The sequence below is a fragment of the Flavobacterium ginsengiterrae genome, from assembly GCF_039539785.1.
Classification (GTDB): Bacteria; Bacteroidota; Bacteroidia; order Flavobacteriales; family Flavobacteriaceae; genus Flavobacterium; species Flavobacterium ginsengiterrae.
On sequence record NZ_BAABDU010000003.1, the window covers coordinates 690,200 to 712,606 of the forward strand.

The following is a 22,407-nucleotide window of genomic DNA, read 5'->3' on the forward strand; positions in this document are numbered from 1 at the left end:
TATTTTAAATTTTTATTCTGACTTAAAATAATTTAACTCAATTTTCAATTTGATATTTTGGTGGATGATTTGAATCTTCTCAGCAAAAATATTGTTTTCTGAATTGAAAAGTAGTGTAAATTTTTCTTTTGTTTTTGATGAATGAACGATCTTTTCTAATTTTTGATCATTTTTTGATATAAAAATATAATTATCACGTTTTCCATCGGCTGACTTATAAATGTCTGATGTTTCGTTTTCAAATTGTTCCTGAATCAAATATTGTTTTTTTAGAAGCAGACGAAAATCTTCTTTTAAAGTATTAATCAATATTTTTCGGTCTAATTCTGAAACAATCGAATTGACTTTAAACTCGTTTTCCGAAATCTCGAAATCCATTAATTTATTTCCAAATTCGGTTGTAAAAACAATTCGGTGCGTGGTGTCGTTTATTTTCTTGGCAATAAAAATTCCCGATAATTCATTTCCGTAAACGCTGATGTTGGTTTTGTAAACATAATCCGTTTTAGAATCAGCAAAATACGGAACGGTGTAAGACGTTTTGTCTAATTTTTTAGAGGTATAATTTTTTGTGACAGAGCCGCAAGAAATTAAAAAAACTGCCAGAAAGCAGTTAATTAGTAAAAACTGAATCGTCGATTTTTGCATTGATTACTTTATTTTTAAGTACAATTCGAGTATAATCTTCAGATGATTCTAATAGTTTTACCTGAACCACAGTTGCTTCTTCTTTATCAAAAGTCAGTTCAATTTGTTTGATGTATTTTTTCAGCGTAACATCTTTCGGAATAAATTTCGCCAGATTTTGACCTTTTAGTTTAAAATACGAAATCGTAAATTCTTTGTCGTCAAACATATTACCGCTTACACTTCCTACAATTAATTTATTAATTCGGGCAAAAATTTTACTGTCGCCAATGTCAACAGCACTTTTCTTGCCTTCATCGTTAATCAGGATTTTTCCGTTTTTAAAAGTAATGCTGTAATTGTATGGTTTTTTATACTGCCATTGAAGAAGAGCAGGTTCTTTAAAAACCATTTTTCCCGAAGTTTCAATATCTTTAGATAAGAAATCCAAATGTTTATACTGAACAAAATCAGTACTTAAGGTTTTGATTTTTTTTGCGACAACATTTACATCTTCTTTAAATTGAGATATTTCTGCCGCGGTCATTTTTTGTTCTTGTGCCGATACGTTGAAACCGCAAAGAATTAAAAATAAGAATAGATATATTTTAGTTCGCATAAGCTTTAAGATTCAAAAGTTCTTCGATCGAAACGACCTGATAATTATTTTGCTGTAAAAATTGCAAAAACTGTTCCAATACCAAAACAGAGTGCGATCCGGTATCATGCAAAAGTACAATTCCGCCCGGAGAAATATGTTTAATCATTCGGTTTAAAATCAATTCCTGATTTTGAGTTCCTCCATCAAGAGAACGAATATTCCAGCCAATTGTTTTATGTCCGGTAATTTTTAAAGCTCTACGAATTGACGGTGTTGTAACTCCGTAAGGCGGACGAAAAAAGTTGATTTTTCCAGCAGTGAATTTTTCCAGCAGCTGATCGGTTTTTTGAATTTCTTCGGTTATTTTTTTAGCATTATAGAAATCAAAAAATTTAGAATGCGAATAGGAATGATTTCCCACTAAATGGCCTTCGGAAATTACTTTTTTAAGGATTTCAGGATGCTGTTCGATATTTTTTCCAATACAGAAAAATGCCGCTTTTGCATTGTATTTTTTCAGAAGTTCTAAAACTTCTAAAGTATAAATGCTTGGTCCGTCGTCAAAAGTAAGAGCAATTTTTTTTTCCGTTTCAGAAGGATTATTACAATACGCTTTTACATGATAATTAGAAGAAATTCTGGATGAACCGAAAGCGTTAATTCCAAGCCATACCAGAATTATAACCACAAACCATATAAAATGAATTGCGATATACAGATTCAGCAGAAACAATAAAAGCAACAGAAAGATAAAAAATATCGATATGTTTTTATGCGTTATCATTTTGACAGCAGCGTAAAACTATGATTTTTTCCGTTTAACTGGTTGTACAATAAAATGGTTTTGTAAGCTGGTTTTGTAACTTTATTTACTTTTACAATTTCAGGAATTTCCTGTGTTTTTAAAACTTTTGAAGCCATCCAAAAAGCAAAAGCCGAAGCCGTATCATATTCGCCGCTTAAATGTTTGTAATACAAAACCGGTGTTTGTGCAAAAGTATTTTCGGCAAGATTTTTATAATAGTTTTCGAAATCAGCATTTCCGTCAAAACCCAAAACAACAGCATCAATATCTGAAACCTCTACATTATTTGATTTCAAAAAAGAGTTCATTGCAGATTCAACTTCGTTTTCTTCGAGCGTATTTATAATGTAAACATCCACAAGTTCAGCATACGTGTTTTCTTTTCTTTCATTTTCTAGAACAAAAAAACTCGCGCCTTCTCCGTAAACGGCACCGCTTGTTTTAGAAATTAAAACATCATAAGGAGCCTGATTGTCTTGTTTAATACGTCCGTTTAATTTGAAAAGTGCAGTTGTATAATCACCGTTTTCATCGACACCGCCCACTAAAATTGAATTAGCTTCGTCTTCTTCGATTTGCATTTTTGCATCAATCAATGCTGATTCAAAAGAAACGGCGCCATTTACATACGTAAAATTATATCCTTTACATTGCTGTAAAAGAGCAATCTGCGCACCAACAGTATTGTGAGTTGACTGAATAAAAGATGTTGGTGTTAAAAATTCTTCTTTATTATCTAAAATGCTTTTTAGGAATTTTTCAGAATCTTCGATACAGCCTAAACCAGTTCCGGTAATAATGGCATCAACGTTTTCAGTATTAGCATCTTTCATGGCTAATGCCGAAGCTACGATTCCGTTTTTTACACCTTTTGCCATTCTTCGGCTGGCAGCAGGCGAAATATATTCTTTGTATGCCGGCGTAACAATAGCCAGCACATTTTCGTCATGATTTACCTGAGCTTCTTCTAAAAAAACAGTATCAAATGTTTTTTGAGTCGAAATACAGCCTACTCCATTTATATATGTTTTTTTTGTCATTAGCTTTTTGAAAATATAAGAGTTGAGCAGTTTCCTCCAAAACCAAAAGAGTTAGATAAAACGTGTTCGATATTTTTATTTTTTAAAGAAGTCTGCGGTGTTAAATCGAATTCTTCCATTTGAGTTTCAAAATTCAAATTAGGGTACACCAAATTATTTTGAATGGCTAAAACACTGTAAACAGCTTCAATCGCAGCAGCTGCGGCTAAAGTGTGTCCTGTAAACGGTTTTGTAGAACTAAAATCGGGAACATTTTCGCCGTTGTAAATACGGTTTATAGCTCTTCCTTCAGATAAATCGTTGTTTGGCGTTGCTGTTCCGTGTACGTTGATGTAATCAATTTGAGAAGGCTGTAAACCTGAAACCTCAAATGCTTTTTTCATTGCCAGATAGGCACCGTCTCCGTTTTCTGAAGAAGCAGTCTGATGATAAGCGTCGTTTGCATTTCCATAACCAGAAACTCTTGCCAGTACTTTTTTATTTTGTTTTTCTACAATTTCATCAGATTCCAAAACCAAAAAAGCAGCAGCTTCTCCAAGATTTAACCCTTTTCTGTTATTGTCGAAAGGTTTGTTGTAATCGTCAGATAAAATCATCAGGGTTTTAAATCCGTTGATGGTGAATTTTGCCAAAGCATCGGCTCCGCCTACAATTACACGATCTAATTTTCCGGTTTTAATTAGCCTCGCTCCCAGCATAATTGAGTTTGCTGCAGAAGAACAAGCTGTACTAATGGTAGAAACCATTCCTTTTAAACCTAATTCTTCGGCAATTTTTTCAGCTACATCACCGCCGTCGTGACAGGTAATATATTTTACCAGTTCCGGTTTTTCGAAATAATCGTAATAATGTTTTTCGGTCATATCCATGCCGCCTACGCTTGTAGCCGAAATAAGTCCGGTTCTAAATTCATTGATAGAGGTAATGCCGGCATTTTGAACAGCTTGTTTTGCTGCCAAAGTACCAATCATAGCGGTTCTTGAGAAATTATTATTCTCGTTTAACTCAAGTTCATTGATGAGCTCATCGTTGGTTTTTTTGATTTCGCCAACTTTGATTACATCTGCGTGAACAGTCGAAATATTTTGAATACGGGAAACACCGATTTTATTTTCGATCAGTGAAATGTAATTTTCTTCAACCGAATTCCCGATTGCAGAAATAATTCCCATTCCCGTTATAGCAACACCTTTCATCTAATTTTAGAATTTAGATTTATGATTTTAGATTACGCTTTTAGATTTTAGATTTCGGTATAAGAAATCTAAAATCTTAAGGCTAAAATCTACAATATTATTTAGTTCTGTTAGCGTCGATATACGCAGCCATAGTTTCGATAGACTGGAAAATTGATTTTCCTTCTTTCGGATCAACTAATTTAATTCCGTAATCTTTATCTAAAATCACGATCAATTCAAGTGCATCAATCGAGTCTAAACCTAAACCGTCTCCAAACAATGGATCGTTATCTGCAATGTCTTCAACTGCGATATCTTCAAGGTTTAAAGTAGTAATGATTTTGTTTTTTAATTCTTCTTTTAATGCTTCCATGATTATTTATTGTATAATGTATTGATAGTTTCGTTTTTATATTCTGAGTTTTCTTTGGCATTTATGGTGCAAAGAAAAGCTTTATAATTGTCATTGAAAAATTCTACCCAGCCGCACAAAACTGTATCTGCCTTATTGGTATTCAAAAGAATATTCGAATAATTCGACATAAATTCGGTATTAAAGGTGTCAAATATAAAGAAAGAATTTTCACTTTTCAGCTGATGACGAATACTTATTTCGCCCAGACATATATTTGGCAGTGTGTAAACAAAAACTGCTGGACTCGGAAAATAGTTTTCTTTATCTGAAATTGATTCCTGATATTTTACATCGGTATCTAAACTAGACGATTTATTAGCCAAAACCAAAGCGATATTATTTTCCTGTTCCGTTGAGGTAATCGGACTTAAAAGCAGTTCTGATCCTAAAAAAGCAAGTTTGCTCAAAGCATCCATTTTGAAAAACTTTGGATACTGCATTTCAAAATTACGATACGCTTGTTTAGAGAAATCAGCAAAATCTGTTGGTTCAATTTTGAAAACAGATTCTCCGTTGAGAACAATTTCGTTGTTTTCGATTTGGATATAGGATTGTATGTATGTTTTGTTTTGAGTCATTTTTGTTAAAGAAGAATATCAATATAAAACGTTATTTTTTCTTTCCAATTTGTTTTATTTCTTTATCAAAATCGGAAATAATTTTTTGAGTTTTATTAAACTCATCATATTCCATAATTGCTTTTTTATCAGCTTGAAGTTTTGAAATTTTGCCTTTTCCTTCTAAAATTTTGTATTCGTTAAAAGAGAGAAATTTATTAACACTTGTGGCCAGTTGCTCCATCGTGAATGTATTTTCCCTCTCAATCAAACCTTCAATGTAATCAAAGTAACCAGTTACAGTTCTCTCCAGTTGACTTATTTCTTTTTCTTGTAAATAGTTTTTAGCAACAATTACATCAGATTTTATGATTCTTCCATCTGGAGCATTTTTCCAGGTAGTGAGTCCCATATTATCTTTAGTTTTGTCAGTATTATTGTAAATTATTTCTGCAGCTGTATTTCCTGTTATAGCAAAATGAAACTTATTTTGAACCATAGCATAAAAATTCTTTGTTGTCTCTGAATTTTTATCATAATCTATACTGCATTCAGCAAAAATATCGCTTACTTGCTGATAAATTCTACGCTCGCTTGCACGAATAGAACGAACTCTGCGTAATAACTCTTTAAAATAATCTTTACCAAAAACTGTTTGTCCTTGTTTTAAACGTTCGTCATCTAAAACAAAACCTTTAATAATATATTCTTTTAGAGTTTGAGTTGCCCAAATTCTAAATTGAGTTGCTTTACTTGAATTTACACGGTAACCAACGGAAATGATTGCATCAAGATTGTAAAATTTTTGATTTCTGGAAACTTGGCGATTACCTTCTTTTTGAACTCTCAAGATTTCCTTGAAGGTTGAATTTTCCTCCAATTCTTCAGATTCAAAAATATTTTTTAAATGCAAAGAAATATTCTGATGAGTTGTGTCAAACAATTCAGCCATAGCATTTTGTGTGAGCCACAGATTTTCATCTTGTATAACAACATCAACTTTTACCTTACCGTTAGGATTATCATAAATTAAAAATTTTGTTTCATTATTCTCCATATCATCTCACTTTCTCAAAAACAACAGCTGTATTACAGCCTCCAAAACCAGAAGCTGTTTTCAAAAAGAAGTCGATATTCTTTTCTTCATTTTTCTCAATCACATTGATAGATTCACTTACGCCAATTTCATCAAAACCTTTTGATTCAAAAAGCATATTTTGATTCGCAGACTCAATCGCAATGACGGTTTCTAACAATCCCGAAGCACCTAATGTGTGGCCGTAAAATCCTTTTAAACTATTTATAGGAACATTTTGCAAACCTAAACGGCTAAAAGCAATCGCTTCCATTTCGTCGTTATAAGGCGTTGCGGTTCCGTGTGCTGAAATATAATCTAATTTTTGAGCATCAATTTGTGCTTCTTTCAAAGCATTCTGAATACTTCTAAACAAACCTTCGCCTGTTCTTGAAGGTCCAGAAATATGATTGGCATCGTTTATCGAGCTGTCGCCAAGTACTTTTATTTTCGCGTTTTTGGCTTCCGCCGAAACTAAAACAGCAGCTGTCGCTTCGCCTAAACTTACACCGGTTCTGTTTTTAGAATATGGTTTGCAAGGCAGTTCACTCATGGCCTGAAATGCATTAAAACCAGACAAAACAAATTCTGAAACTTCGTCGCCCGCCACGACAAAAATGTTATCGTAAAGCTCTGACTGAATCATTCTTTTAGCTACAGAAACGGCTAAAATTCCCGAAACACACGCATTCGAAACTACAATTGGCTGGGTTTGAAATCCAAAAAAATCTGCAATGTTTTTTGCTAAAACATCTAAATGTGCGTTGTTAAAGCTCTCTTGAGAATTGTTTTGTAATGCCGTTACATTACCTTTTGTGGTAGAAAGTATAAAGGCTGTTTTTGAATTTAATTCGACATTAGAATTTTTGATGATCGGCTCTAAAGCTAAAATCATCATTTTTTCTAAACGGGAATATTTGGTTTCAGCGCTGATTTTTGCAAAAGCACTGTTTATATTTTCATCGCTGATAATAGAAGCATAAAACGAATTGGGCATTAAAGAAACATCATTATGAAGCTGGATTCCAGAATCGCCACGAAGAATCGCTTCGATATTCGACTGAACATCAAAACCTAAAGGCGTAATACAATTTGTTTTTGTAATGTATATTTCTTTTCTCATTTTATGATTTCCTGCAAGGTTTTCAAAACCTCGTTGGGTATTATTTTAAGTTATGCATATTTACACCTACAACGTTTTGAAAACCTTGCAGGAGGGAGAACGGCTATTTGAGTAACCCAACTTTCCTTTTCCATTCCTCATAAAAAGGAGGATTCGTGAGCATTAAATTTCCATCTTTATCTAAAAAAACCTGCGTTGTTTCGCCGGTGCAGGCAACTTCTCCTTTATCATCAATGATTTTAAAACGATAAATCATTTTAGCTGCCGGAGTATCAACAACAGTTGTTTCTATAGTTACAACGTCTCCGTAACGCAGAGACAATTTATGTTCGCAGGTCGATTTTACAATTGGTGTTGTATAACCCGTTGCAGCAATATCCAGATAAGTTAATCCGTGTTCACGTCCAAACGCTTCACGTCCATCTTCAAAATAGGTGATATAATTTCCGTGCCAAACGATTCCAAGCGGATCTGTTTCGTTAAAACGAATTCTAATTTCGTGCGTAACGGTTAAGTCTGTTGCCTCGTTAAACTGCTCTTTTCTTTTTATCATAAAATAATGCGATGGAAGTTGTAAGTATGAAAAACAAAAATAACAAACTTATTTTTGGAATGATTTCAAGGAAAGAAACGTTGCGTAATAATACGTCGTAAAAAGCATCTAATCCCCAGTTCATTGGAGATGATTTGGCAATAATCTGCATAATTTTTGGCATTGCAAAAACGGGAACCCAGATTCCGCCAATTGCAGCTAAAATAATAACACTTGTAGCGCCAAACGGAGCCGACTGTTCTTGTGTGCTGGCAATGGTTCCTAATAAAATTCCAAATCCAATTGCAGCAAAACCTGAAAATAGTGCCACAATACTCATTAATGCTAAATGTCCTTCGATGTTTAAAGACGGTAGTCCTATTGATGGAAATAAAAATACAGCAACGGCAACCATCATATAAAACTGAATCATGCAAATGATGGAGTATGTAATGGTTTTGCCAATTATAACGACTAAATTAGAAACCGGATTGGTTCTTAATCTAACAAAAGTTCCTTGTGATTTTTCTTTTACAATATTGATAGACAAAGGAATTACAATAAAAAATATAGCAAAAAGTGTCCAAGCCGGAACATTGTGCTGTACTGAATTTGGACGAACTTCTTTATTGTTGATTTTTGGAATTATTTCTTTGAAAGAAATGAAACTTTTTTGTTCAAAGTCTGAAGTTCCCCCTAATTGATTTTGGAAAGTGGTATAAATTGATTTGGTTTCGATTTGCGAAATCATTTTATCAATCGAACTCATAACGGCATTTTTGAAACTCATCTGCACTGCAGGATCAAAATACAGTTTTACTTCTTTTTCTTTAATCACTCTTTTATCGCTGACCGTCGTGCTGTCTGTTAAACCTAAAGAACTTACGATTTTCTCAACGTTTTGGTCAACTTTGGCTTGTAAATCAGAGCTTAAATCTTTTGGAATTACGATTGCTAATTGAAATTTTCCTTTGTAAACATTTTCCCTGGCGATATCTTCGGTAATGGTTTTATTTTCAATCTTCGTAACAACACTGAATAGATTGCTTTTTTCTAAATTATCAAAAACGGTTTTAGAAACATTTCCGTTATCATTATCGACTAATAAAATAGGAATTTTAGAATCGCTTACCGTTTTAAAAGTACTGTCCTGAATTAAAGTTACTGTAATAACTAAAACCAAAGGCATAATAAATAGAATAATTAAACCGCCTAAATCACGTTTGAGCAGTAAAAATTCTTTTACAATAGACATCCAGATTTTATATATCATCTCGCAAATCTTTACCGGTTAATGAAATAAAAACGTCTTCGAGATTGCGGGCATCTTCTGTAGAATTAATTAACGTTGACGGAGTTCCCTGTATAAAAATGCGTCCTCGGTCTAAAATTGCAATATTGCTGCAGAAATCTTCGGCTTCAGCCAAATGATGCGAGGTATAAATTATAGTCGTGCCGCTTTCGTTTAGTACTTTTAGATAATCGATAATGGCATTTTTAGACTGAACATCAACACCAACTGTTGGTTCATCTAAAAATAAAACTTTTGGTTTGTGCAAAATTCCGGCAATTAAATTAACGCGGCGTTTCATACCGCCGGAAAAAGTCTGAACCTGCTTATCGGCAAATTTTAATAAACCTAAAAGGTCTAAAGTTTCGATTACTTTATCTTTTAAATCAGAACCTTTTATGCCATACATGCTTCCAAAATAATGCAGATTTTCTCTGGCGGTTAAAGTAGGATACAAAGCATATTCCTGAGGCACAACACCTATGATTTTTTTAATTTTTGAAGACTGGCCGGCATAGCTTAAACCATCAATTGTAAAATGTCCTGATGTTGGTTTAACCAATCCGCAGAGCATAGAAATTAAGGTTGTTTTTCCGGCACCATTTGGCCCTAATAAACCAAAAATTTGTCCTTCATTTATGTTTAGCGAAACATTGTTCAAAGAATACTGATCGGCATCTTTGTACTTTTTCGAAAGGGATTCTATTTGAATTATAGACTGCAAAATATTTAACTGATTGCTTTTTTTAATTTTTTAAAAAAGATTTCTTCTCTGTTGGCAATGTCCAAAAGTTCATCGGCAATGGTGTTATAGGCATCTTCTTTGGCACTTCTGTTTTTGTAAATACGTGAAGCTTCAACAGCAAAATCTCGCCATGAATCGCCAATTTTTGTCATTTCTTTAGAAAGTTCTTTTAATTCTTCGTTACCTAAAATTGCAGATGCTTCCTGTAAAAATGCGGCATAAATAAAACGGAAACCGCCGCCTCCGGTTCCAATTTCTTCCTGCATACGCACCATTTGCGCCAGGTAATGATTGGCTTTTTTGGTTCCGTGTTTTACAGGCCATTTTCTAATTTGTTTTGAAACAAATTTGATTCCTTTAACACCAACAATTGGCATTGGCGCCAGCATATCGCGGCAGGTATTTTTAATTCCTTTTATAATGGCACTTTTTAAATCGACATTAGCAGGAACCTGAATAGGATAGTACATTTGTCCGCGCGGTGCAAAAGCTCCTTTGGCAAAACGAACTTTATTCATGTCTTCGTACGTTAAAGTCGTAACGGTTTCCATTACAGGATCACTTACTAAATACTCGGTTTCGGTTTTTCCGTAAACGACTAAATTGTGGGCATTGAAATGAAATCGGTATTCGTCTGGAAAATAACTTAAGTTGTAAACTCCGACTTGTAATCCCGTTGGAATATTATTTTTTAAATTTTCGTCTAAAGCTTTATTGGCGTTTGATACAGACGAAAATTTTTGTCTTTTAATTTTTAAATTTAAACGATTAGCAACTTTATTAAAAATCTGTCCCGGCAGGGTTCTGTAACTGATTGCCGGTGCATGATTGACTTTTATAAAAGGCAGATATACAAAAAATAATCCTGAGCCAATACCAAAAACCATCGGTTCGCTGATGTTAAGTCCGCTGTTTTTAAGCAGATTTGACGCTACTCCATTCTCGCAATGAGCAGACTGATGATGTGTGAAAGTTAATTCCATTTATTCGGTAATGCTGTTTTTTAATTCATCTATTGATACTTCAAAAGTATCGGCATATTTTTTCAGGATTTTGTCGTTTAGTTTTGCAAAAACACTTGGTTTAAAATGTCTTTTTACGCGCCATTTCCAAAACCCTACATAGCTTGATAAAATCGTAAGATCCATTTTATTGACTTCCATAAAATAAACTATAGGACTTGCTTCGCCGTTTAAAACCTGTTGTTTGGCATCGGAAATGCGTTCGTTTATTTCATCAATAGAATTTGAAAGGGCAATGGTTTTAGGTTCCCAGCCTGTGCTTAAGGTTGTGGTGTAATTGCCGTTTTCGTCTGTTGCGTATAAAAGCTCTTTTACGTTATTTTTCGTTAAGTTGCTTTGGTCTTGTGGTACGTTATTTTTTTCCATATAGCTAATTTAATTCATTAGAAACATACAGGCTCCTGCTATACATAAACTAATTATTAAAAATCCAAGGTTTGCAAAGGCTAAAATTCTGTTTTTCTTTACAAATAAATAAATCATTTCTATAAGCATTCCTCCATAAAACATCTGAGTTATCAGAAATCCAATGATGAATAAACCTAATCCTCCGTCGACATGTTTGTGTCCGGTTTCGTCGCAATATTTATGAGGATCATAAGTAAAATACCAAAATAGGAAAACCGATGTAAGTAAGAGAACTAAAATCCCGATGCGGATTACTAAATGTAAAATGACTTTTTTAGTATTATTCAACCGAAACTGTTTTTTGAATGAACAGGTTAATTTCGCATTCTAAGAGTATCTGGTCTTCGACTGAGCTTTGACAGCTCATCGTGCATAAAGTGTAATCTTCGCCAGCGAATTTTGAAACTAAATCTGCTTTGGTAATTATAGTATCGCCGACTTTTGGCAGCGAATGAATTTTTACATTTTTTAAGGCACTGATAAATCCAATTACATTTACGTTCTCATTTTCTGTTCCGTCTTCATCAAAAAAATATTTTTTTCCAACAATAGACGAACAAGTCTGCGCCGTGTTTTCGATTAAACCTGCTTCAATAAAAACATTATCCTGAACAAAAATATTGTCTTCTTTTATTAAAAAAATGGTTTCTACAAAGTTGGCATCAATATCCAGAATTAAATCTACCATAAGCAAAGGTGCTCGGTGAGGCAGATAATTTTGTATGTCAACTCCTGTTTTCAAAATCATAATTATTTGGCTAAAACGGTTTTCATTTGTCCGTTTGCAATTTCTTCATTATTTAATGTCGTAACAATATTTACTAAAGTTATTCCGGCAAATTCCTGTAAAATTGTAACTGCCGATTCGATGGTATCGTTAACTTTTGGCAGTTTTTTAATTTCAATTTCTTTAATAGAACCTATGTAACCTGTTGGTGCAGTTTCGTTTTTTAAAAAAAACTGATAACCGGTATGTAATGCCACAGATTGTGCCATGTGTTCTATTAAACCTGCTTCCAGAAAACCTGAATTAGATACAAAAATATTCTCGCTCTGAATTTTTAAACCTGAAACTAATGAAGTTTCAGAATAAGAATGCATAGCATCTACCATAACAAAAGGGAACTTTTGAGGCAGTAAATTTTGTACCATATCTTTTTCTAAAAGAGCCATTGTTTCCATTAGCAAACTGTTAAATACGCATACGCGAAAGAAAATCTTCCGCTTTCCGGAACTGATAAAAGAATATGATCTCCTTTTTTCAGATTTCCTGAATTCATTAATTCTTCCAAAGCCAGGTAAATTGACGCAGAACCTACGTTACCTACTCTTGAAAGGTTCATGAACCATTTTTCGTCATTCATTCCAATTCCTTTTTCCTGTAATCCTTTTTTCAATCCTTCAACGAAGAAGTTTGAAGAAACGTGGGGAATGAAATAATCAATATCTTCAGATTTGATGTTGTTTTTATCCATCGCATCTTTCATGCTTTCTGCACCTTTAACAAGGATAAATTCGTCGAGAATTTTTACATCTTGTTTAATAGAGAAAACAGATTCGTTTAACCATTGTTCCGGAGCATAATCACTCCATGATTTTATTTCTCCGTTTTCTAATTTTTCACCGCCGGCATACATACAGGTTTCTAATTCGTAAGCATACGAAAAAGCTTCCATCCATTCTATTTTAAGAGAAATTGGGCCTTTTGGTTTGTTTTCTAATAAGAAAGCTCCGGCACCGTCTGATAGCATCCAGCGAAGGAAATCTTTTTTGAAAGCAATAATAGGTTGTTCTTCAAGGCTTTTTAAATTATCGGCCTCGTGATTGTATTTTTGAGCATTAAGCCAGGTAGAAACTTTTTCTGATCCTGTGCAGATTGCATTTTTTGAGTTTCCGGATCTTACCGAAAGAAAGCCAAATTTAAGAGAGTTCATTCCGGCACAGCAAACTCCTGTTGAAGAGTTTAATTCTACCGATTTATTTTTTAGCAGACCATGAACCATCGCAGCGTGCGAAGGCAGAAAAATGTCCGGAGTTGAGGTTCCGCATGAAAGTACTTCTAAATCCTGAGGCGTAAAATTTTCGTCGAATAACGGCAAAATAGCATTTCGAGTTAATTCGGCATTACTGTGTGTGCTTTTTCCAGCTTTGTCAACAGCATAATATCGGCTTGTAATTTTGTTATTGCGCAAAATAATACGTCTTGCTTTTGAGGCAGTATCGTTTATAAGTCCTAAATACGCTTCCATTTCTTCATTTGAAACAGCTTCATTTGGCAAATATTTTGCGGCTTTTGTAATGTATACTTCAAACATAATCTAATCGTCTTCTAAACTCCTTGATAATATTGAGTTTCTCTTTTTATGGTGTTTAATTTTAAGGGGTAAGAAATAAGGTGCAATATATACACTATTGGCGATATTAACCAAATCGCAAGGAATAAATAAACATTAAATACTTTTAAAAGCTTTTTTCGGTTTTTTTTGTTTTTATAAATGATATTTGACCATTTATTGAAAATTTTGTTAGCCGTTTTGTCTACAGTCACTAAATACGGACTGATCTTTACGGCATCAATTGCGACCAATTTTGGCTGTAAATTATGTAAATTATCTGCCCTAAACTCTGAAAGTATTACTTCGCCAAATTTTGGAGACTCCTGAATATCTTTTTCTGAAACTCCCGGAAGCGGAAAAATACCTAAATATTTTTTCTTTACTCCAGAGAACATCCATTCTACAATTGTGATTACGCTTATTAAATTTCCAACTCTGTCAACTAAAGCTACATTTCCAACTAATTGTGCATTGGCTTCCTTTAATAAACTTTTGATTTTTTCCTGCGCCATAATCCACATGTTTCTGGATCCGCTTATGGTAACTACAGGAGTGTTGTTTAATAATTTTTTTCCTTCTTCGCTTTTCAAAAAAGAGTTAATAGGAATAGAAGGCGATAAATACCAAACCTGATAATGAAATAAAATTAAATCGAATTTTGTATTTAAAATTTCAGACGGAATTGGTTTTAATGCTGTTGGAATTTGTAAAAAAGATTCCGGAAAAGCATCAAAAAAAGAATCCTTATTCCACGGAAACGGGAAAGAGTTTTCTAATTGGATTTCGTGAAAAGTCACGTTTATTTCCTCAGAATTTAGAAACGGTTTTGCAATGTTTTGTGCAATCGTTTGCAATTGTCCTGACTGAGAATAATAAATTACGAGAACATTCTTCATTTTAGGTTTACTTGCTTTGGTTGCGGACAAAAGTAAGTAAATTTATTTAAACGAATTTTCTTGTTTAACAGATTGAGACTTATAAGGTTCAATGCTTTACAGATCTTACTGATTAAACGGCTTTTTGCCAATACTAAAAAATTACCAGCGTTAAACAGAAAGGAGTTACAGCCCGCAGATTTTACAGCCTGAATAAGTTTTTAGAAGGTATTTAGGAAAACAATATAAAGAGTTGATCTTATTATTTCAGATCATTCCAAAAATCAAAATAGTTAAACCATTGCAGCGGATATTTTTTTACAATGCTTTCTACGCTTGTTACGTATTCTTTTAGTAATGCTTTTTCGTCGCGGTGTTTTACCTGAGCTTCTCTTGCATATAAATGATAATGCAGATTTGGTTCTTTCATTACATACACAAATACAACCGGAACTTTTAATCTTGAAGCAATTAAAAATGGTCCGGCAGGAAAGTTTGCTTCTTTGCCCAGAATATTTTCTGAAAGTGATTTTGTACCTTCAAAATAACGGTCGCCGGTAAAGCAGATTAGTTCATTATTTGCCAAAGCAGCATTGATCTCGAAAATATGAGAGAGATCTTCTTTAATAATAATGAATTTTACGGTTGGTTTCTGGGTAATGGTTTCCAGATAATTTTTAATAGCAGAATGTTCTAAATCTGTAGTAACAAGATTAATTTGAAAATCAAGATCGATATCGCCCAGAAAATGTTCAGCGATTTCAAAATTGCCGACATGTGCACTGATTAAAACACCGCCTTTTTTTTCTGCTAAAAGATTTTTAAGAATTTCTATTCCGTCAAATTCATAGGTGAATTTATTTCGCATTCCTGCCGAAATAGCAATTTTATCAATAATGGTCTGTCCAAAAGTATAATAACTTTTGAAAACCATTTTTTTAGATTTAAGAGTTGAATATTGAAGTCTCTCTTTAAAGTAATAAAAAATAGCACGGTTGCTTTTTTTTAAAAACAAAAAGTAATACGATGCAACAAAATAAAGTACTCCATAGGCTGATTTAACACCCGTTTTTTTAATTAAAAAAACGAATATTCTATAACCTAAAACAGTTCCTTTTGATTTGCCATCCCATTGACTCATTAAGCTGTTTTGGCTTTTAATTTGGTTTCGATAAGATCGTAGAAACTTTGGAAATCAGAAATTCCAACAAAATCTGCCTCAACTAGTTTTACGCCAAAGTTAGATTCTATTGAAACTACTAAATCAACATAATCTAAACTGTCTAATCCAAGCGTATCTTTTAAATTAGCATTTGGTTCAATGTCGTCATTATCAACTTCAAATTCATCAACTAAAAAACCATTAATTTTTGCTATAATCTCTTCTTTATTCATCGTTCAATTTAAACTTTTTAACCACCAACGCAGAGTTGGTTCCTCCGAAACCGAAAGAATTGGACAAAAATATGTCAAATTTTTTGTTTAACGTAGTTTTAACTAAATTTAATTTTGAAGCATCTTCATCCGGGTTTTCTAAATTGATGTTCGGAGCAATGAAATCGTTCTGCATCATGATGATAGAGTAGATAATTTCGCTTGCGCCAGCCATCCAGCATTCGTGACCTGTCATTGATTTTGTAGAACTTACATAAGGATTTTTCTCACCAAAAACTTCAAAAATCGCTTTGGCTTCGTTAGCATCGCCTACCGGAGTAGAGGTTGCGTGTGCATTTATGTATTCAATATCTGACGCTTTTAGTTTTGCATCGTCTAATGCGCGCTGCATTGCTGTAGAAGGACCTTCAACATTAGGTGTCGAAATATGTCCTCCGTTTGATGAGAATCCATAACCAGAAACTTCGGCAATAATATTGGCGCCTCTGGCAATGGCAGATTCGTAGCTTTCGAGAATTAAAGTTGCACCGCCGCCACTCGGAATTAATCCGTCGCGTCCGGAATCAAAAGGACGTGAAGCTTTTTCAGGATCGCCTTCACGATTAGAGAAAACACCTAATCCGTCAAAACTGCTCATTGCATATTTATTGATTTCCTGTGCGCCTCCTGTAATTATAATATCCTGAAAACCGCTTTTTATTAAAAAATAAGCTAATCCTATAGAATGAGAACCGCTCGCGCAGGCAGCACTTACAGTTAAATTAATACCGCGAAGTTTAAAAATCGTTGAAAGATTCATGGTAACAGTCGAATTCATAGATTTGAAAATCGCACCAGAACCAATTAAAGCAGTATCTTTTTTCTCGCGAACAATATCTGTTGCATCAATAATGGCTTTAGAAACGCTGTCGTTTCCATACATAATTCCCACTTCACGAGTTTCAAAAAAAGCATCATCGATATTCGCATTTTTCAATGCTTCAATAGTTGCCATATAAGCATACTCGGTTTCTTCACCAATGCTCATACGCTGTCTGCGGGTCAGTAAATTTTTTAAATCAGCTTTTGGAACCATTCCTGTTAAAGCCGACTGAAAACCAAATTCTTTACGGTCAGAATCAAATTTAATACCTGATTTACCATTGTATAATGATTCTTTTACTTCATCTAAAGAAGTTCCGATACAAGAATAAATTCCCATTCCAGTAATTACAACTCTCTTATTCATCGTCTTTCAAAGTAATTTTTTAATCTATAAGTGTAAATGGTTTTAACACATAGAGATATAGGTTTTTATTCTTTTTTACACATAAAGTCTATATTTCTATGTGTTTTATGTTATGAATATATGCCGCCGTTTATATTAATAATTTCGCCTGTAATATAGCTTGATTTTTTTGAAATCAAAAAGCTTACCAAATCTGCTACTTCTTCGGCTTCGCCAAAACGATTTACCGGAATTAGTTTTAATAATTCTTTTTCGTCTAGTTCGCTTGTCATATCTGTTTTAATAAAACCGGGAGCAACTGCATTTACCGTAATATTACGTTTTGCTACTTCCTGAGCCAAAGCTTTTGTTGCGGCTACAATAGCGCCTTTTGCAGCAGAATAATTGGTTTGTCCGGCTGTTCCTTTTACTCCCGAAACAGAAACCATGTTTACAATTCGGCCGTATTTATTGCGAAGCATTTTTTGAATAAAAAACTGCGTTACATTAAAAAACCCGTTTAAGCTGGTGTTTACAACACCGTTCCAGTCTTCTGGAGTCATCCACATAAAAAGACCGTCTTTTGTAATTCCGGCGTTGTTTACAATAGCTTCAACTATGGCTTCTGGATTTGCTTCCTGCCATTGTGTTAAAACGTTTTGCACCTGATCAAAATTGGCAACATCAAAACCTAAAATTTCTCCTGTTGCGCCTAATTTTTGTATTTCTTGTAATGTTTCTTCGGCTGCGGTTTTGTTTGAATGATAATTAATCAGAATATGATAATCAGCTTCAACGGCTAATTTTTTGCAAATAGCACTTCCAATCCCTCTAGAACCGCCTGTTACTAATACACATTTCATAAGTGAAATTTATTTCTTTTTCTTAGCTGCTGGTTTCGTTGCCGATTTTGCAGCTGGTTTGGTTGTTTTTGTTTCTTGTTTTGTTTCAGCTGGAGCAACAGCAACTGGTTGAGGTTTTTCTGCTGATTTTGAAAATAATTCAGCGTTTTCAAACCATTGGTTGCTTAATACAGTTCCGTCTGGTTTTAGAAAACCCCATTTTCCTTCATTTTTTACTCTTGCCACACCATCAATAAAGCCTTTGTCTTGTTGAACAAACATAGCAATAATAGCGTTTGTTGTAATGCCGTATTGTGTTGGAATTACCAGTTTTCCAGATTCGTTAATAAATCCCCAGTTGCTTTCTTTTACAGGTGCAAGACCGTTTGTGCTGAAAACTTCGGCATCGCTGTAAGTTGGTTCAATTACAAATTTTCCTTCCGGATTAATGAATCCCCATTTTTTTCCAACTAAAACTGGAGCTAAATTTTTTGAGAATGCTTTTCCTTTATCATAAATAGGAAGAATTACCCAGTTTCCTTTTAAATCGATGTAACCGATTTTTCCGTTCTTTTTAGCAAAAGTCAGATCCTGAGTTTCAAAATCCCAGATTTTTTCGGCTCCATCAACCGGGATAAATTTTCCGCCGCTTACAAGTCCAAACGTTTTATCTTTTCTGGCCCATGTTGTGCCTTTAAAATAATTTCCAATTTCGGCATAAGCAGGTTCTACTAATTCTTTTCCTTCGGTATTAATAATTCCCCAGTTTTTGTTTAGTTCGACTCTTGCATAACCATTTTCAAAAGGTTTGATCTGATCATATTTTGGTTCCAGAACAACAGCCATTTTGTTATTGATTAATCCAACTTTATTGTTTTGTCTAATAAAAGCAACACCGTTATTAAAATCGAATATTTTATCTGATGCAGGTGCTTTTAAAATTTCACCTTTTTTATCAATATAAACCCATTCCTTATCTTTTTGCACAACAGCAATTCCGTTGTTAAAATCTTTAGCATCTTTAAAATCTGCAGGAATTACCCAGCTTCCTTTAGAGTCAATAAATCCCCATTTTCCGCCATTTTCAACAGCAGCTAAACCGTCAGAAAAACTTCTGGCAGATTTATATTGAGGTTCTATTTTAAAAGATCCATCTTTGGTGATATAACCAATTTTGGAATTTTTTTTAACTAATGCCAGTTCCTGACTATTAACAACTTGAATACTTACCAGCAGTAAAAAAATAAATGTTTTTTTCATGATTTTTAAAATTCAATGTTTAATGATTAAAAAGTTAAAACTCTTTTGGGGCATTATTTTTAAAACAGAAATAGTTTTTAAGATTAATTATTGATTAGATGATCTTTTACTTTTTGTACAAAAGGATACATTACCTGATCTTCCTTAAATGTTGGAATTATATTTCTAATTTCATCGTACCATTTTCTTGAAACAGATGAAATTTTATCTTTTTGTCCTAAATAATCAATTGCCTGAACAATTGTAATCATTTCGATTGCCAGTACTTCAAATGCATTTTCGATTACTTTTGATGTAATAACAGCCGAATTTGTTCCCATACTTACAATATCCTGATTGTCGTTGTTGTTAGGAATACTGTGAACGTACATTGGGTTAGACAACATTTGGCTTTCGGCAGTTGTTGAAGTTGCAGTAAACTGAACGCCTTGCATTCCGAAATTGAATCCTAATGTTCCTAAATTTACAAACGGTGGCAGTAATTCGTTGATTTTTGAATTCAATAAATAATTTAATTGACGTTCTGCCAGCATCGTTAATTTAGTAATAACGATTTTCAGTTTATCCATTTCCAGCGAAATATAATCTCCGTGGAAATTTCCTCCGTGATAAACGTGTTTGTTTTTTACGTCTATAATTGGATTATCGTTTGCCGAGTTGAATTCGTCTTCTAAAATAGAAGCAACATTATTGATAGTTTCTAAAACCGGTCCTAAAATTTGAGGAACACATCGTAATGAGTAATATTCCTGAACCTTTTCTTTAAAGATTTCTTCTGTGTTTTCGCCAGAATATAAGTGGTCTTCTCTTTTACGGATTAAAGTACTGTCTGAAAGATTTTTTCTCATTTGAGCCGCAACTTCCTGCTGTCCTTTATGACGTTTAGTCTGGTTTAATTCTTCAGAGAAATGATCGTCGTAAGCCTGAACTAATTCGTTAATAGCACAAGATGATTTTAATGACCAGTCTAATAATTTTTTAGCGTGATATACATTTACAACGCCAATTCCTGTCATTACAGAGGTTCCGTTGATTAACGCAAGACCTTCTCTAATTTCTACCTGAATTGGTTTTAAACCTTCGATTTCGAAAACTTCCGGAGTTGGTCTTCTTTCGCCTTTATAAAAAACTTCTCCTTCTCCTATTAAAACTAAGGCTAAATGCGAAAGTTGCACCAAGTCTCCGCTGGCACCCACACCGCCGTGTTCAAATATTAAAGGAGTAATATCTCTGTTTATAAGTTCAGACATTAGGTTAATTACTGACGGATGAACACCAGAATTTCCTAATGAAAGTGTATTTAATCGTGCTAAGATTGCTGCTTTTGCACAAACCGGACTTAAAGGTTTTCCGGTTCCGGATGAATGGCTTCGGATTAAATTATATTGAAGCTGAATTTGATCAGACTCTTTGATTCGGTATTGCGCCATTGGTCCAAAACCAGTGTTTACGCCGTAAATTACTTTATTACCAGAGAATTCTTTTAAGAAATTGAAACTTTCATTTACTCGGTTTACGACAACATCGCTAATTGTAACTTTTTGATTTCCAAAGATTATGGCTTCAAATTCTTTTAAACTTAAATATTCGTTAATTGTATTCATTAAATCGTTTTTGGTTGTGCTAATTTAATTTTATTTATCAAAATAAATGTAGTTATTTTGATGATGGCAAATGTAGGTTAATAATTGATAATATTCTTATTATGACAAAGGAGTTTGTAGATGTTTTAGTAATAGGCGCCGGACCGTCCGGATGCGTATCGGCATCGTATCTTCATAAAAACAATGTAAAGGTAAAAGTTGTAGAAAAACAGAAGTTCCCGAGACTTGTTGTTGGCGAAAGCTTAATTCCTAGAGTAATGGATCATTTTGCTGAGGCAGAATTGTTTGACGCTCTTGATGCAATGAACTTCGAAAAGAAACTGGGAGCACGATTTATTCGGGGTGAAGAAATTTGTGTTTTTGATTTCAGCAAAAAATTTGGCGAAGGCTGGGACTGGACCTGGCAGGTTCCTCGTGCTGATTTTGACAATACAATGGCTCAGGAAGTGGTTAGAAAAGGTGTAGATCTTGAATTTGAAACTGAAGTTCTTGAAGTTTCTTTTGAAGGAAAAAAATCTAAAACTATTGTAAAAGATAAAGATGGGAATTTAAAAGAAATTCACGCCAATTTTATTATCGATTCGAGCGGTTACGGACGTGTTTTACCAAGACTTTTAGATTTAGATACTCCTTCAAAATTAGATCCGCATTCTTCGATTTTTACGCACGTAAAAGATATTAACAGAGAAGAAGGTGAAGAAGGAACTCAAATTTCATTTGATATTCTTGAAACCGAAGTTTGGTTATGGGTAATTCCTTTCTCAAACGGAAATACGAGTTTAGGTGTTGTAGGGCCAACAGATTTTATTAATTCTCTTTCTGAAAATAAAGATAATGCTGAGGCTTTAAAAAATGCAATCCAGAAATCAGATTATTATATTAAAAGATTTGCCGGAACTGAATTTTTGTTTGAACCGGTTAAATTAGAAAACTATTCGAGAGCTGTAAAAAGAATGTATGGCGACGGTTTTGCTTTAACAGGAAACAGTTCAGAATTTTTAGATCCAGTATTTTCATCAGGAGTAGCTTTTGCAACTGAATCTGGAATGCTGGCAGCAAAATTATATTTAAAAGAATCGAAGGGAATTCCTGTTGACTGGGAAGTTGAATTTACACAATATATGAAACGCGGTATTGCGGTTTTCACAACTTATGTACAGGAATGGTATACAGGAAACTTGCAGACTTTATTCTTCCATCAGCCTGAAAATCCAGATGTGAAAGAAAAAATCTGTTCGGTTTTAGCAGGGTATGTCTGGAATGAGGAAAATCCTTTTGTCAAAAAACACGATCACGTAATAGCCAATATGGCGTATTTACTAAATATGCAGAAAGAACAAAGCCCTGAATAATCAGGGCTTTTTTTATGTCTGAAAAGTTGTATTTTTGTTCGATTGGGAATTTGTTTGTTTTGAAAAGTATTAAATGGTTTTTTACAGTACCATTATGTAAGATACAGATTCTCTTTT

General features: G+C 33.8%; 26 protein-coding genes. 1 reads left to right on the forward strand and 25 read right to left on the reverse strand.

The window, feature by feature from the left end; genetic code table 11:
* Nucleotides 1-12 precede the first annotated feature (12 nt).
* The 25 genes from lolB2 to flxA all read right to left on the reverse strand — a co-directional run bounded on the left by lolB2 (nt 13) and on the right by flxA (nt 20,938).
* Nucleotides 13-648: a flexirubin biosynthesis protein LolB2 gene (gene lolB2, locus ABD859_RS05850; RefSeq protein WP_345141531.1), complete on the reverse strand. Its 636-nt coding sequence runs from the start codon at nt 646-648 to the stop codon at nt 13-15.
* Nucleotides 614-1,246, reverse strand: a complete 633-nt coding sequence (gene lolA2 / locus ABD859_RS05855) for a flexirubin biosynthesis/transport protein LolA2 (RefSeq protein WP_345141533.1) — start codon at nt 1,244-1,246, stop codon at nt 614-616. Before lolA2 ends, lolB2 begins: the two co-directional genes overlap by 35 nt.
* Nucleotides 1,236-2,012, reverse strand: a complete 777-nt coding sequence (locus ABD859_RS05860) for a polysaccharide deacetylase family protein (protein WP_345141536.1) — start codon at nt 2,010-2,012, stop codon at nt 1,236-1,238. Before ABD859_RS05860 ends, lolA2 begins: the two co-directional genes overlap by 11 nt.
* Entirely contained in the window at nt 2,009-3,073 is a 1,065-nt protein-coding gene (locus ABD859_RS05865; protein WP_345141538.1) for a beta-ketoacyl synthase N-terminal-like domain-containing protein, read from the reverse strand. Before ABD859_RS05865 ends, ABD859_RS05860 begins: the two co-directional genes overlap by 4 nt.
* Nucleotides 3,073-4,269, reverse strand: a complete 1,197-nt coding sequence (locus ABD859_RS05870) for a beta-ketoacyl-[acyl-carrier-protein] synthase family protein (protein WP_345141540.1) — start codon at nt 4,267-4,269, stop codon at nt 3,073-3,075. Before ABD859_RS05870 ends, ABD859_RS05865 begins: the two co-directional genes overlap by 1 nt.
* Nucleotides 4,270-4,366: 97 nt before the next feature.
* Complete coding sequence (locus ABD859_RS05875; RefSeq protein WP_345141542.1) at nt 4,367-4,624, reverse strand: phosphopantetheine-binding protein; 258 nt, start codon at nt 4,622-4,624, stop codon at nt 4,367-4,369.
* Nucleotides 4,625-4,626: 2 nt separating this feature from the next.
* Nucleotides 4,627-5,244, reverse strand: a complete 618-nt coding sequence (locus ABD859_RS05880; RefSeq protein WP_345141545.1) for a 3-oxoacyl-ACP synthase — start codon at nt 5,242-5,244, stop codon at nt 4,627-4,629.
* A 31-nt stretch (nt 5,245-5,275) separates the two neighbouring features.
* Nucleotides 5,276-6,280, reverse strand: a complete 1,005-nt coding sequence (locus tag ABD859_RS05885; protein ID WP_345141548.1) for a virulence RhuM family protein — start codon at nt 6,278-6,280, stop codon at nt 5,276-5,278.
* A 1-nt stretch (nt 6,281) separates the two neighbouring features.
* On the reverse strand, nt 6,282-7,421 hold the full coding sequence (locus tag ABD859_RS05890; RefSeq protein WP_345141551.1) for a beta-ketoacyl synthase N-terminal-like domain-containing protein: 1,140 nt from the start codon (nt 7,419-7,421) through the stop codon (nt 6,282-6,284).
* Between the two features lie 103 nt (nt 7,422-7,524).
* Nucleotides 7,525-7,974, reverse strand: coding sequence for an acyl-CoA thioesterase (locus tag ABD859_RS05895; protein ID WP_345141554.1), 450 nt, complete (start codon nt 7,972-7,974; stop codon nt 7,525-7,527).
* Complete coding sequence (locus ABD859_RS05900) at nt 7,949-9,226, reverse strand: ABC transporter permease (RefSeq protein ID WP_345141557.1); 1,278 nt, start codon at nt 9,224-9,226, stop codon at nt 7,949-7,951. The genes ABD859_RS05895 and ABD859_RS05900 overlap by 26 nt, the downstream gene beginning before the upstream one ends.
* Nucleotides 9,216-9,968 (reverse strand): ABC transporter ATP-binding protein, encoded by a 753-nt coding sequence (locus tag ABD859_RS05905; protein WP_345141560.1) that lies wholly within the window; start codon nt 9,966-9,968, stop codon nt 9,216-9,218. Before ABD859_RS05905 ends, ABD859_RS05900 begins: the two co-directional genes overlap by 11 nt.
* 5 nt (nt 9,969-9,973) lie before the next feature.
* A complete protein-coding gene (gene darH / locus ABD859_RS05910) occupies nt 9,974-10,972 on the reverse strand; it encodes a BtrH-related acyltransferase DarH (RefSeq protein ID WP_345141564.1) in 999 nt (332 codons plus the stop codon).
* A complete protein-coding gene (DarG, locus tag ABD859_RS05915; protein ID WP_345141568.1) occupies nt 10,973-11,377 on the reverse strand; it encodes a flexirubin biosynthesis protein DarG in 405 nt (134 codons plus the stop codon).
* A gap of 9 nt (nt 11,378-11,386) precedes the next feature.
* Nucleotides 11,387-11,707 (reverse strand): hypothetical protein, encoded by a 321-nt coding sequence (locus tag ABD859_RS05920; protein ID WP_345141571.1) that lies wholly within the window; start codon nt 11,705-11,707, stop codon nt 11,387-11,389.
* Complete coding sequence (locus tag ABD859_RS05925) at nt 11,700-12,167, reverse strand: hotdog family protein (RefSeq protein WP_345141574.1); 468 nt, start codon at nt 12,165-12,167, stop codon at nt 11,700-11,702. Before ABD859_RS05925 ends, ABD859_RS05920 begins: the two co-directional genes overlap by 8 nt.
* 2 nt (nt 12,168-12,169) lie before the next feature.
* Nucleotides 12,170-12,601 carry a hotdog family protein gene (locus ABD859_RS05930; protein WP_345141576.1) on the reverse strand — a complete coding sequence of 144 codons (432 nt, stop codon included), beginning with the start codon at nt 12,599-12,601 and terminating at the stop codon, nt 12,170-12,172.
* The gene (darB, locus tag ABD859_RS05935; RefSeq protein ID WP_345141579.1) at nt 12,601-13,734 is read right to left on the reverse strand and encodes a dialkylresorcinol biosynthesis protein DarB; all 1,134 of its coding nucleotides are present in this window, start codon (nt 13,732-13,734) and stop codon (nt 12,601-12,603) included. The genes ABD859_RS05930 and darB overlap by 1 nt, the downstream gene beginning before the upstream one ends.
* Nucleotides 13,735-13,748: 14 nt before the next feature.
* Nucleotides 13,749-14,651 carry an NADPH-dependent FMN reductase family protein gene (locus ABD859_RS05940; protein WP_345141582.1) on the reverse strand — a complete coding sequence of 301 codons (903 nt, stop codon included), beginning with the start codon at nt 14,649-14,651 and terminating at the stop codon, nt 13,749-13,751.
* 241 nt (nt 14,652-14,892) lie between these two features.
* On the reverse strand, nt 14,893-15,771 hold the full coding sequence (locus tag ABD859_RS05945; RefSeq protein ID WP_345141585.1) for a lysophospholipid acyltransferase family protein: 879 nt from the start codon (nt 15,769-15,771) through the stop codon (nt 14,893-14,895).
* A complete protein-coding gene (locus ABD859_RS05950; protein ID WP_012023190.1) occupies nt 15,771-16,025 on the reverse strand; it encodes an acyl carrier protein in 255 nt (84 codons plus the stop codon). Before ABD859_RS05950 ends, ABD859_RS05945 begins: the two co-directional genes overlap by 1 nt.
* Nucleotides 16,018-17,253: a beta-ketoacyl-[acyl-carrier-protein] synthase family protein gene (locus tag ABD859_RS05955; RefSeq protein ID WP_345141591.1), complete on the reverse strand. Its 1,236-nt coding sequence runs from the start codon at nt 17,251-17,253 to the stop codon at nt 16,018-16,020. Before ABD859_RS05955 ends, ABD859_RS05950 begins: the two co-directional genes overlap by 8 nt.
* A gap of 110 nt (nt 17,254-17,363) precedes the next feature.
* Nucleotides 17,364-18,095, reverse strand: a complete 732-nt coding sequence (gene flxB / locus ABD859_RS05960; RefSeq protein WP_345141594.1) for a flexirubin biosynthesis SDR family reductase FlxB — start codon at nt 18,093-18,095, stop codon at nt 17,364-17,366.
* A gap of 9 nt (nt 18,096-18,104) precedes the next feature.
* The gene (locus tag ABD859_RS05965) at nt 18,105-19,334 is read right to left on the reverse strand and encodes a WG repeat-containing protein (RefSeq protein WP_345141597.1); all 1,230 of its coding nucleotides are present in this window, start codon (nt 19,332-19,334) and stop codon (nt 18,105-18,107) included.
* Between the two features lie 83 nt (nt 19,335-19,417).
* Nucleotides 19,418-20,938, reverse strand: coding sequence for a flexirubin biosynthesis tyrosine ammonia-lyase FlxA (gene flxA / locus ABD859_RS05970; RefSeq protein WP_345141599.1), 1,521 nt, complete (start codon nt 20,936-20,938; stop codon nt 19,418-19,420).
* Nucleotides 20,939-21,039: 101 nt separating this feature from the next.
* On the opposite strand from flxA, the gene ABD859_RS05975 reads away from it, so the two are divergent.
* The gene (locus ABD859_RS05975; protein ID WP_345141602.1) at nt 21,040-22,290 is read left to right on the forward strand and encodes an NAD(P)/FAD-dependent oxidoreductase; all 1,251 of its coding nucleotides are present in this window, start codon (nt 21,040-21,042) and stop codon (nt 22,288-22,290) included.
* Nucleotides 22,291-22,407 lie beyond the last annotated feature (117 nt).

Excerpts from the sequence above, each read along its gene's own strand:
- lolB2 (WP_345141531.1), bottom strand. The coding sequence starts at position 648 with ATGCAAAAATCGACGATTCAGTTTTTACTAATTAACTGCTTTCTGGCA.
- lolA2 (WP_345141533.1), bottom strand. The coding sequence starts at position 1,246 with ATGCGAACTAAAATATATCTATTCTTATTTTTAATTCTTTGCGGTTTC.
- ABD859_RS05860 (WP_345141536.1), bottom strand. The coding sequence starts at position 2,012 with ATGATAACGCATAAAAACATATCGATATTTTTTATCTTTCTGTTGCTT.
- ABD859_RS05865 (WP_345141538.1), bottom strand. The coding sequence starts at position 3,073 with ATGACAAAAAAAACATATATAAATGGAGTAGGCTGTATTTCGACTCAA.
- ABD859_RS05870 (WP_345141540.1), bottom strand. The coding sequence starts at position 4,269 with ATGAAAGGTGTTGCTATAACGGGAATGGGAATTATTTCTGCAATCGGG.
- ABD859_RS05875 (WP_345141542.1), bottom strand. The coding sequence starts at position 4,624 with ATGGAAGCATTAAAAGAAGAATTAAAAAACAAAATCATTACTACTTTA.
- ABD859_RS05880 (WP_345141545.1), bottom strand. The coding sequence starts at position 5,244 with ATGACTCAAAACAAAACATACATACAATCCTATATCCAAATCGAAAAC.
- ABD859_RS05885 (WP_345141548.1), bottom strand. The coding sequence starts at position 6,280 with ATGGAGAATAATGAAACAAAATTTTTAATTTATGATAATCCTAACGGT.
- ABD859_RS05890 (WP_345141551.1), bottom strand. The coding sequence starts at position 7,421 with ATGAGAAAAGAAATATACATTACAAAAACAAATTGTATTACGCCTTTA.
- ABD859_RS05895 (WP_345141554.1), bottom strand. The coding sequence starts at position 7,974 with ATGATAAAAAGAAAAGAGCAGTTTAACGAGGCAACAGACTTAACCGTT.
- ABD859_RS05900 (WP_345141557.1), bottom strand. The coding sequence starts at position 9,226 with ATGATATATAAAATCTGGATGTCTATTGTAAAAGAATTTTTACTGCTC.
- darH (WP_345141564.1), bottom strand. The coding sequence starts at position 10,972 with ATGGAATTAACTTTCACACATCATCAGTCTGCTCATTGCGAGAATGGA.
- DarG (WP_345141568.1), bottom strand. The coding sequence starts at position 11,377 with ATGGAAAAAAATAACGTACCACAAGACCAAAGCAACTTAACGAAAAAT.
- ABD859_RS05925 (WP_345141574.1), bottom strand. The coding sequence starts at position 12,167 with ATGATTTTGAAAACAGGAGTTGACATACAAAATTATCTGCCTCACCGA.
- ABD859_RS05930 (WP_345141576.1), bottom strand. The coding sequence starts at position 12,601 with ATGGAAACAATGGCTCTTTTAGAAAAAGATATGGTACAAAATTTACTG.
- darB (WP_345141579.1), bottom strand. The coding sequence starts at position 13,734 with ATGTTTGAAGTATACATTACAAAAGCCGCAAAATATTTGCCAAATGAA.
- ABD859_RS05940 (WP_345141582.1), bottom strand. The coding sequence starts at position 14,651 with ATGAAGAATGTTCTCGTAATTTATTATTCTCAGTCAGGACAATTGCAA.
- ABD859_RS05945 (WP_345141585.1), bottom strand. The coding sequence starts at position 15,771 with ATGAGTCAATGGGATGGCAAATCAAAAGGAACTGTTTTAGGTTATAGA.
- ABD859_RS05950 (WP_012023190.1), bottom strand. The coding sequence starts at position 16,025 with ATGAATAAAGAAGAGATTATAGCAAAAATTAATGGTTTTTTAGTTGAT.
- ABD859_RS05955 (WP_345141591.1), bottom strand. The coding sequence starts at position 17,253 with ATGAATAAGAGAGTTGTAATTACTGGAATGGGAATTTATTCTTGTATC.
- flxB (WP_345141594.1), bottom strand. The coding sequence starts at position 18,095 with ATGAAATGTGTATTAGTAACAGGCGGTTCTAGAGGGATTGGAAGTGCT.
- ABD859_RS05965 (WP_345141597.1), bottom strand. The coding sequence starts at position 19,334 with ATGAAAAAAACATTTATTTTTTTACTGCTGGTAAGTATTCAAGTTGTT.
- flxA (WP_345141599.1), bottom strand. The coding sequence starts at position 20,938 with ATGAATACAATTAACGAATATTTAAGTTTAAAAGAATTTGAAGCCATA.
- ABD859_RS05975 (WP_345141602.1), top strand. The coding sequence starts at position 21,040 with ATGACAAAGGAGTTTGTAGATGTTTTAGTAATAGGCGCCGGACCGTCC.